Raw genomic sequence first — 9477 nt, 5'->3', positions numbered from 1 at the left:
CGCTCGGGCGCGGGCGGCGTGATGGTGCCGGGCAGGGCGGCGGCCTGCGCCGCGCGCGCGGCGGTGGCCGGCAGGCCGCGCGTCAGGTTGGCCTCGTCGGGCGTGGCGAAATCGAAGATCGAGGTCAGGTCGCCGCAGACCGCGCGGCGCCACGGCGAGATGTTGGGTTCGGCGACGCCGAAGCGGCGCTCGACGAAGCGCAGCACCGAGGTGTGGTCGAACACTTCCGAGTTGACCCAGCCGCCCTTGGTCCAGGGCGACAGCACGTACATCGGCACGCGCGGGCCGAGGCCGTAGACGCCGTGCAGGTGGGCGGCCGTATCGTCCTTTTCGGTGCCGGTGACGATCTCGTGGTATTCGCCGGCGGTGTCCACCGTCGACGCGCCAGCCAACTGGCCGTCGCGGCCGCGCGAAGGCGGGGCGGGCGGCGGCATGTGGTCGAAGAAGCCGTCGTTTTCGTCGAACATCAGCAACAGGACGGTCTTGCTCCAGACCTCGGGATTGGCGGTCAGCGCGTCCAGCACCTTTGCCGTGTAGTCCGCGCCCTGCGCCGGGCTGGAGGGGCTGGGATGCTCGGAGCCGGCCTTGGTGGCGCAGATCCACGACACCTGCGGCAGCGTGCCGTCCAGCACGTCCTGGCGCAGCAGGTCCAGGCCGCGGGTGGTCAGCGCCTTGTCCTTGAGCGCGGCCAGCGAGCCGGGCAGGCCGTGGAATGCGTCGCGGTAGGCCTTGAAGCCGGCGGTCGGGTTGAGCGAGTAGTTGTCCGCCATGTCCTGGTAGATGCGCCAGCGGATGCCGGCGCGCTCCAGGCGCTCGGGATAGGTGGTCCAGGTGTAGGCGCCGGCCGGATCGCCGCCGCCCAGCTTGTTGTAGGTGTTGCCCAGCGCCGGGCCGTGGCCGCGGCCCAGGCCGTCGTTGGTGCCGCTCCAGACGAACAGGCGGTTGGTGTTGGTGCCGCCGGTGAACGAACAGTGATAGGCGTCGCACACGGTGAAGGCGCGCGCCATGGCGTACTGGAACGGCATGTCCGCTTCGGTGTAGTACGCCATTGAATGGTTCTTCTTGGCGGCCGGCCACTGGCCCATGCGGCCGGCATCCCAGGCGTCCTGGGCGTTGGACCAGGTGTGCGGCGTGCTGGCCACGCGCATGGCCTCATAGGCCTCGCGCGTGTCGAGACGGAACGGCAGCACGCTGCGCGGCGCGCCGTCGTCGGGACGGCCGTTGTACTGCGCCCAGACCGTGCGGCGCTCGAAGTCGGGACTGGCGGGCGCCGGGATCGGAAAGCGGTCGCCGAAGCCGCGCACCCCGGCGAGGCCGCCGAAGTAGTGGTCGAACGACCGGTTTTCCTGCATGAAGATGACGATGTGCTCGACGTCTTCGATCGTGCCCTTGCGGCGGTTGGCGGGAATCGCCAGCGCGCGGCGGATGGAGGCGGGCAGCAGCGCCAGGGCGCTGCCGGCGCCGGCGATCGCGGCGCCGCCGCGCAGGAACTCGCGTCGGGATTGCATGCGGGATCTTCCTTGTCATGCGGCGCCGCCCGGGGCGGGCGGCGCGGTCCGCCGCGTCGCGGCCGGTGGGCTTATTGCTTGCGGGTGCTTTCGGCGTAGTCCATGTACAGCTTGTGGGCGCGGCGCGCCAGCGGACCGTATTCCAGCTTGCGGTCTTCGACGCGGTTCACGTGCACCACCTTGCCGTAGTTGCCGGACGAGAACACTTCGTCGGCTGCCTCGATGTCGGCGCGCGTCAGGCTGCGCTCCTGCACCTCGACGCCGTCGGCCTTGAGCAGCGCCAGCACGCGGCGGCGCGTGATGCCGTTCAGGAAGGTGCCGTTGTCCACCGGGGTCGAGACCACGCCGTCCTTGGCGATCCACAGATTGCTGGAGGCGAACTCGGCGACGTTGCCGGCGCCGTCCAGCATGATGGCGTTGTCGAAGCCCTTGTCCATCGCCTCGCGGATGGCGCGCTGGCCGTTGGGGTAGAGACACGAAGCCTTGGCGTCGGTCGGCGCCATGTTGGGCCACGAGCGCGCGAAGCTGGAGAAGCAGGCGGCAAAGCCCTGTTCGCCCGGCATCGGCACCTTGAAGACGTGCAGCACGAACTGGGTCTTGTCGGCGTCGGGCAGCAGGAAGCCGTCGGCGCAGAAGAACATCGGCTTGATGTAGAGCTCGCTGCCTTCGGGGAACTTGGCCACGGCCTGCAGGCACAGCGACTGGATTTCCTGCCACGAAATCTGCGGCTTCATCAGCATCTTTTCGGCCGAGCGCACCACGCGCTGGCAGTGCAGGTCGAGGTCGGGCGTCAGGCCGCGGAACGCGCGCGCGCCGTCGAAGACCATGCTGGCCATCCAGAAGGCGTGGTCGGCGGGGCCGAGCAGTTTGGGGTTTTCAGGGGTCCAGTGACCGTTGTGCCAGAACAAGGCGTCCATGATGGGTTTCCTTCGGGGGTATCGGGTGGCGCGACAATGGCGCCGAAACGTCAGGATACATGAGGCGCGGACCGTCTCACTCCTTGTCGAGCGCCGCCTGCACCCGTTCGGCCGCATCGACCGGCATCCATTGCCGCCAGACCGGGCCGTATTGCTTGAGGAAGTAGCGCGCCGCCTCCTCGGGCTCCTTGCCCTCGGTCTCCAGCCAGCCCAGCGTGGCGTCGATGGCGTCGCCAGGAATGGTGAGCTTGGCCAGGAACGCGGCCAGCTGCGGCGCCTCCTTGGCGAAGGCGCTGTTGACGCCGGTGACCACGGGGTTGGGCTTGAATTCGGTGGCCACCGGCTTGGCGCACTTGGGATCGGTCAGGCAGGTATAGGCGGTCTGGTCGAAGGCCGGCAGTTCCAGCTTGACCAGGTCGAGCGCGCCGACCAGCGCGGTGGGCGTCCAGTAGTAGAAGACGATGTCGCGCTTGCGCTTGTAGGCCGACAGGATGGCGGCCTTCTGCGCCGCGCCGGAACCGGGCGCGAACAGGCTGTAGTCGCGGTCCAGGCCCAGCGCGCGCAGCAGGTTGTCGTTCAGCGTGCCGCAGGCCCAGCCCGCGGGGCAGCCGTAGATGCGGCCGCGGCCCGGGTCCTCGGGGTCGGCGAAGACCTGCTTGAAGCGCGCGAGGTCCGCCGCCGACTTCAGGTCGGGATGGCGCTGCACGGTATAGCGCGGCACGTACCAGCCTTCGCCGGCGTCGTAGACATGGCCCAGGCCCTGCACGCGGCCGCTGGCCAGCGCCTTCTTCCAGGCCACTTCGATCTGCCCCGGCCACACTTCTGGCGTGACGTCGACATCGCCGCGCTGCAGCGCGGCCAGCATGGGCAGCGTCTCGCCGATCTCGACGCTGGTCTTGCAGCCGTAGCCGTGCTCCATCACGTAGCGCTCGATGCCGGCCAGCACCAGATTGGATTCCCAGTTCAGGCCGCTGAAGCGGACCGGGCGGTCGACTTCGCAGACCGGCTTGGCGGCGTGGGCCGCGGCCGGCGCGAGCAGGGCGGCGGACAGCGCCAGGGCGCCCGCGAGCAAAGGCTTCATGCGCATGATGGAGCACCTTTCTGATTGCGTGCCGGTCATTGTAAAGGCCCCATGCAATCGGGGCCGCGTTCAGCGGCCCCGAGGGTCAGGCAGGCGATGCGGCCGGCGGCCGCGCGCATTACGCGCGCGCCGCGCGCCGCTTCTCGATCAGCGCGCCGATCTCGCCCACGATGCCGCGGCGGAACGCCAGCACGCAGATCACGAAGATCAGGCCGATCACGATGGTGACCGATTCGCCCAGGCGCAGGAACCAGTCGACACCGGTCAGGCTGGCCATCATCTGGCCGAAGTCGCCGACCTTGTTTTCGAGCAGCACCACGATGAACGCGCCGAGGATCGGCCCGGTCAGCGTGCCGAGCCCGCCGATCAGCGTCATCAGGATCACCAGGCCCGACATCTGCCAGGTGGCGTCCGACAGCGTGGCCGACACGAACACCAGCGTCTTGGTGGCGCCCGCCAGGCCGGCGATGGCGGCCGACAGCACGAAGGCCAGCAGCTTGAAGCGGTCTACGTCATAGCCCAGCGATATCGCGCGCGGCTCGTTCTCGCGCAGCGCCTGCAGCACCTGGCCGAACGGCGAATGCACCGTGCGCCAGATGATGAAGTAGCCGATGATGAACACGCCCATCACCAGGTAGTACAGGTTCAGGTCCTTGGACAGGTCGATGATGCCCAGCAGCGTGCCGCGCGGCACGCTCTGCAGGCCGTCTTCGCCGCCGGTGAACTTGGCCTGCAGGAAGAAGAAGAACACCATCTGCGCCAGCGCCAGCGTGATCATGGCGAAGTAGATACCGCTGCGGCGGATCGCCAGCGCGCCCATCGCCAGGCCCAGCAGCGCGGCCACCGCGACGCCGAACAGCAGGCCGATCTCGGTCGGCACGCCCCACACCTTGAGCGCATGGCCGGCCGCGTAGGCGGCGCTGCCCAGGAAGGCGGCGTGGCCGAACGACAGCAGGCCGGTGAAGCCCAGCAGCAGGTTGAAGGCGCAGGCGAACAGGGCGTAGCACATGATCTTCATGGCGAAGATCGGATACACCCCGACGAAGGGAAGAATGGCCACCACGACGGCCAGGACCGCATAGCCCAGGAATTGACGATTCATTTCTCTTTTCCGAACAGCCCGGCCGGGCGGAGCAACAGGACAATGGCCATGATGATGAAGACGACCGTGCTGGACGCCTCGGGCCAGAACACCTTGGTCAGGCCCTCGATCACGCCCAGGCCCAATCCGGTGACGATGGCGCCCATGATGGACCCCATGCCGCCGATCACGACCACCGCGAACACCACGATGATGAGGTTGGAGCCCATCAGCGGCGAGATCTGCAGCACCGGCGCGGCCAGCACGCCGGCAAAGCCGGCCAGCGCCACGCCGAAGCCGTAGGTCAGCGTGATCATGCGGGGCACGTTGACGCCGAAGGCCTCGACCAGCCGCGGGTTCTCGGTGCCGGCGCGCAGCAGCGCGCCCAGGCGGGTGCGCTCGATCACGAACCAGGTCGCCAGGCACACCACCACCGACGCCGCCACCACCCAGCCGCGGTAGTTCGGCAGCACCATGAAGCCCAGGTTGGTGGCGCCGCGCAGCGCCTCGGGCGTGGGATAGGGCTGGCCCGACACGCCGTAGAAGCTGCGGAACAGGCCTTCGATCAGCAGCGTCAGTCCGAAGGTCAGCAGCAGGCCGTAGAGGTGATCGAGCTTGTACAGGTGTTTGAGCAGCAACTTTTCAATGAGGATGCCGAACAGCCCGACGACCAGCGGCGCCAGGATCAGCATGACCCAGTAATTCAACCCCAGGTACGACAGCCCCATCCAGGCGACGAAGGCGCCCAGCATGTAAAGCGCGCCGTGCGCGAAGTTGATGACGTTCAGCAGTCCGAAGATAACCGCCAGGCCGAGCGACAGCATGGCATAGAACGAACCGTTGACCAGTCCCAGCAGCAACTGGCCGAACAAGGCCTGTATGGGGATGCCGAAAATATCAGTCATCTTGTGAAAATCCTGCGCGTACGAAGGGAAGCGGGCAAATTCAAGATGCGACCTGGCCGCGCGGGCCAGATCGCATCAAGGGGTCGCATCGACGGGAATTACTTCTTGACCAGCTTGCAGGTCGACTCGGACAGCTTGGTGTAGACCTCGTCGCCCGGCAGCGTGGCGACGACCTTGTAGTAGTCCCACGGGCCCTTCGATTCGGCCGGCGTCTTCACCTGCATCAGGTACATGTCATGGATCATGCGGCCGTCTTCGCGCACGTAGCCGCCCTGGGTGAAGAAGTCGTTGATCTTGTTCGACTTCATCCACTTCATGAGCGTGTCGGCGTCGTCGGTGCCGGTGGCCTTCACGCCGTTCAGGTAGAACGTGACCGACGAGTAGTCACCGGCCTGCAGCATGGAGGGCTTGCGGCCGACCTTGGCCTCGAACTTCTTGGCCCAGGCGCGCGAGGCGTCGGATTGATCCCAGTACCAGCCATCGGTCAGGTACATGCCCTGGGTGGCTTCCAGGCCGAGCGAGTGCACGTCGTTGATGAACACCAGCAGGCCGGCCATCTTCATCGTCTTGGTGACGCCGAATTCATTGGCGGCCTTGATCGAGTTGATGGTGTCGCCGCCCGCGTTGGCCAGGCCCAGGATCTGCGCCTTGGACGACTGCGCCTGCAGCAGGAACGAGGAGAAGTCGGAGGCGCCCAGCGGTGCGCGCACCTGGCCCTTGACCTCGCCGCCGGCGGCCTTGACCACCGCCATCGTGTCGCGCTCGAGCGCGTGGCCGAAGGCGTAGTCGGCCGTCAGGAAGAACCAGCTCTTGCCGCCGTCCTTCACCACCGCCGAACCGGTGCCGCGCGCCAGCGCCACGGTGTCGTAGGCGTAGTGCACGGTGTAGGGCGAACATTGGGCGTTGGTCAGGTCGGAAGCGCCCGCGCCGATGGCGATGAAGGGCTTCTTCTTTTCCGCCGCGACGGCGGCCATCGCCAGGCTGGTGGCCGAGTTGGTGCCGCCGATGATGACATCGACCTTCTGCTGGTCGAACCATTCACGGGCGCGCGCCGAGGCCACGTCGGCCTTGTTCTGGTGGTCGGCCGACAGCACTTCGATCTTCTTGCCGTTGACGTTGCCGCCGAAGTCCTCGATCGCCATGCGGATCGCTTCCAGGCCGGCCTTGCCGTCGATGTCGGAATACACGCCCGACATGTCGGTGATGAAGCCGATGCGGATGACATCGTCGGAGATGCCTTGCGCCAGGGCGGGTGCCCCGGCAAATCCCAGGCCCGCCATGGCCAGTGCAGCAGTGATGGTGTGCAGCTTCATGGGATGACTCCTCTTCCCTTTGGTATATGGGATGCCGGGAAACCGGCGGGTGACAGGTTGTCTTAGACGCCCAGCAGTTCGTTGAGCGTGTCCTGTTTTTCTGAAAGTTCCGACGCTTCGAAGTGCTCGACGATCTGGCCATGCTCCATGACGTAGAAGCGATCGGCCAGCGGCGCGGCGAAGCGGAAATTCTGTTCCACCATGACGATGGTGTAGCCGCGCTGCTTGAGCGCGGTGATCATGCGGGCCAGCGCCTGCACGATGACGGGCGCCAGGCCCTCCGAGATTTCGTCCAGCAGCAGCAGGTTGGCGCCGGTGCGCAGGATGCGCGCCACCGCCAGCATCTGCTGCTCGCCGCCCGACAGGCGCGTGCCGGGCGAATGCCGGCGTTCGAGCAGGTTGGGGAACATGTCGTAGATCTCGGCCAGCGACATGCCGCCGCCGAGCGAGCCGACCACGGGAGGCAGCAGCAGGTTCTCTTCGCACGACAGGCTGGCGAAGATGCCGCGTTCCTCGGGGCAATAGCCCACGCCCAGGTGGGCGATCTTGTAGGTGGGCAGGTCGATGGCCTCGGTGCCATGGATGCGCACCGAGCCCTTGCGCGAGCCGGTCAGGCCGAGGATGGCGCGCAGCGTGGTGGTGCGGCCGGCGCCGTTGCGGCCCAGCAGCGTGACGACCTCGCCTTGCCCCACGCGCATATCCACGCCATGCAGGATATGCGATTCCCCGTACCAGGCCTGCAGGCCCGAGATTTCCAGTGCCGGGGTGCTCATGCGTGTGCTCCTTGCAGTTCGCCGTCGGTGGTGCCCATGTAGGCCTGCATCACGGCGGGATGGCGGGACACTTCGGCGTAGGAACCCTCCGCCAGCACGGCGCCGCGCGCGAGCACGGTGATGGTGTTGGCGATGGAGGACACGACGTTCATGTTGTGTTCGACCATCAGGATGGTGCGGCCGGCGCTGACGCGCTTGATCAGCTGCGTGACGCGGTCCACGTCTTCGTGGCCCATGCCCTGCGTCGGCTCGTCCAGCAGCATCAGCTCGGGCTCCATCGCCAGCGTGGTGGCGATCTCGAGCGCGCGCTTGCGGCCGTATGGCAGGTTCACGGTGGTCTCGTCGGCGAACGCGCCCAGGTCGACCTGTTCCAGCAGCGCGCGGGCCGGCTCGTCGAGCGCGGCCAGGCGCTTGTCGCTGCGCCAGAAGTGGAACGACAGCCCGGTCTTGCGCTGCAGGCCGATGCGCACGTTCTCAAGCACGGTCAGGTGAGGAAACACCGCCGAGATCTGGAACGAACGGATCACGCCGCGCCGCGCGATCTGCGCCGGGCGCTCGCCGGTGATGTCGATGCCGTTGAACTTGATGCTCCCCGAGGTGGGGGAGAGAAACTTGGTCAGCAGGTTGAAGCATGTCGTCTTGCCCGCGCCGTTCGGCCCGATCAAGGCATGAATCTCGCCCCGCTTGATACGCAAATCGACCCCATTGACCGCGACAAAACCGCGGAATTCCTTGGTGAGGCCTTTTGTCTCCAGGATCGTGTCGTCCATGTCCGCTGCACCGGCGTTGTATTTATATGGACCCTGCCCGGCGTTATGCGCTGAGCCCCCGCGGGGTAAAGAAAATCATGGAAACGCCACGGTTTTCTATAAGAGTTGCCGGCGAGTATGCGCACCTCTGAATCAAAATTCCATGAGGGTTTGTCATAGGTTTTGCGGTGCGGAAAGGTGAATTGTCGGATCGTGGACAATTCGCATTGGCATTGGGTGAAAACCCGATGCGACCTCGCAATGCATTGCAGCAAATTCGTATTGATCGTCATCAATTCGTCATCGCCGCGCGCATCGGGGAAAACCCGGTTTTCGCCGATGCGCGATGTATTGCCGCGCGGATATCGCGCAGCGCGCCAGCCGCTTCAGGCCGGCGTCTTGTCCTTGTATTCGCACAGGTCGGAAATACCGCATTGCGGGCATTTCGGTTTGCGCGCCACGCACACGTAGCGGCCCTGCAGAATCAGCCAGTGGTGCGCGTCCTGCATATATTCGCGCGGCACGAATTTCTCGAGCTTGAGCTCGACTTCCAGCACGTTCTTGCCCGGCGCGATGCCGGTGCGGTTGGAGACGCGGAAGATATGCGTGTCGACCGCCATGGTGGGCTGGCCGAAGGCGGTGTTCAGCACCACATTGGCGGTCTTGCGGCCGACGCCCGGCAGTGCTTCCAGCGCCTCGCGCGTCTGCGGCACTTCGCCGCCGTGCTGCTCGATCAGCAGGCGGCAGGTGGCGATCGCGTTCTTGGCCTTGGTGCGATACAGGCCGATGGTCTTGATGTAGTCGGACAGGCCTTCCTCGCCCAGCGCCAGCAGCGCCTGCGGCGTGCCGTAGGCGGGAAAGAACTTGCGGGTGGCGATGTTGACCGACTTGTCGGTGGCCTGGGCCGACAGCAGCACCGCGATCAGCAGCTGGAACGGCGTGTCGTATTCGAGCTCGGTGGTCGGATGCGGATTGGCCGCCTGCAGGCGGGCGAAGATTTCTCGGCGTTTGGCGGCGTTCATGGGCGCGGGGTGTTGCGGCGGGCGCGGGCGCGGGCCAGCGCGGATTCGATGGCGGCGCGCTTGCGGTCGTCCTGCTGCGCGTCGTCGGTGGCGGGGGCGGCGGGCGTGGCCGCCGCCGCGGGTTCGGG

Annotated in this window: 9 protein-coding genes; all 9 read right to left on the bottom strand. The window is 66.6% G+C overall.

Annotated features, from left to right (window positions below):
- The coding region (locus tag H0523_RS30730; protein WP_180180269.1) for a phosphocholine-specific phospholipase C at positions 1–1508 on the bottom strand (1508 nt) is incomplete at its 3' end.
- Positions 1509–1579: 71 nt separating this feature from the next.
- On the bottom strand, positions 1580–2425 hold the full coding sequence (locus tag H0523_RS30725) for a branched-chain amino acid aminotransferase (RefSeq protein WP_054429619.1): 846 nt from the start codon (positions 2423–2425) through the stop codon (positions 1580–1582).
- 76 nt (positions 2426–2501) lie between these two features.
- The gene (locus H0523_RS30720) at positions 2502–3512 is read right to left on the bottom strand and encodes an ABC transporter substrate-binding protein (RefSeq protein ID WP_054429618.1); all 1011 of its coding nucleotides are present in this window, start codon (positions 3510–3512) and stop codon (positions 2502–2504) included.
- A 112-nt stretch (positions 3513–3624) separates the two neighbouring features.
- Positions 3625–4608, bottom strand: coding sequence for a branched-chain amino acid ABC transporter permease (locus H0523_RS30715; RefSeq protein ID WP_006389255.1), 984 nt, complete (start codon positions 4606–4608; stop codon positions 3625–3627).
- Positions 4605–5492, bottom strand: coding sequence for a branched-chain amino acid ABC transporter permease (locus H0523_RS30710; protein ID WP_006393446.1), 888 nt, complete (start codon positions 5490–5492; stop codon positions 4605–4607). The genes H0523_RS30715 and H0523_RS30710 overlap by 4 nt, the downstream gene beginning before the upstream one ends.
- Before the next feature lie 98 nt (positions 5493–5590).
- On the bottom strand, positions 5591–6805 hold the full coding sequence (locus H0523_RS30705) for an ABC transporter substrate-binding protein (RefSeq protein WP_054429617.1): 1215 nt from the start codon (positions 6803–6805) through the stop codon (positions 5591–5593).
- Positions 6806–6867: 62 nt separating this feature from the next.
- Positions 6868–7578 carry an ABC transporter ATP-binding protein gene (locus H0523_RS30700; RefSeq protein ID WP_006393448.1) on the bottom strand — a complete coding sequence of 237 codons (711 nt, stop codon included), beginning with the start codon at positions 7576–7578 and terminating at the stop codon, positions 6868–6870.
- Positions 7575–8348: an ABC transporter ATP-binding protein gene (locus tag H0523_RS30695; protein WP_054429616.1), complete on the bottom strand. Its 774-nt coding sequence runs from the start codon at positions 8346–8348 to the stop codon at positions 7575–7577. Before H0523_RS30695 ends, H0523_RS30700 begins: the two co-directional genes overlap by 4 nt.
- Positions 8349–8713: 365 nt before the next feature.
- The gene (nth, locus tag H0523_RS30690) at positions 8714–9349 is read right to left on the bottom strand and encodes an endonuclease III (protein ID WP_054429615.1); all 636 of its coding nucleotides are present in this window, start codon (positions 9347–9349) and stop codon (positions 8714–8716) included.
- Positions 9350–9477 lie beyond the last annotated feature (128 nt).

Origin of the sequence: Achromobacter insuavis (assembly GCF_902859645.1) — a bacterium.
Lineage (GTDB): Bacteria > Pseudomonadota > Gammaproteobacteria > Burkholderiales > Burkholderiaceae_B > Achromobacter > Achromobacter insuavis.
The sequence above is the reverse complement of the archived record's forward strand: the minus strand, read 5'-3'. Positions and strand labels throughout refer to the sequence as shown.

Excerpts from the sequence above, each read along its gene's own strand:
- H0523_RS30720 (WP_054429618.1), bottom strand. The coding sequence starts at position 3,512 with ATGCGCATGAAGCCTTTGCTCGCGGGCGCCCTGGCGCTGTCCGCCGCC.
- H0523_RS30705 (WP_054429617.1), bottom strand. The coding sequence starts at position 6,805 with ATGAAGCTGCACACCATCACTGCTGCACTGGCCATGGCGGGCCTGGGA.
- H0523_RS30715 (WP_006389255.1), bottom strand. The coding sequence starts at position 4,608 with ATGAATCGTCAATTCCTGGGCTATGCGGTCCTGGCCGTCGTGGTGGCC.
- H0523_RS30725 (WP_054429619.1), bottom strand. The coding sequence starts at position 2,425 with ATGGACGCCTTGTTCTGGCACAACGGTCACTGGACCCCTGAAAACCCC.
- nth (WP_054429615.1), bottom strand. The coding sequence starts at position 9,349 with ATGAACGCCGCCAAACGCCGAGAAATCTTCGCCCGCCTGCAGGCGGCC.
- H0523_RS30700 (WP_006393448.1), bottom strand. The coding sequence starts at position 7,578 with ATGAGCACCCCGGCACTGGAAATCTCGGGCCTGCAGGCCTGGTACGGG.
- H0523_RS30710 (WP_006393446.1), bottom strand. The coding sequence starts at position 5,492 with ATGACTGATATTTTCGGCATCCCCATACAGGCCTTGTTCGGCCAGTTG.
- H0523_RS30695 (WP_054429616.1), bottom strand. The coding sequence starts at position 8,348 with ATGGACGACACGATCCTGGAGACAAAAGGCCTCACCAAGGAATTCCGC.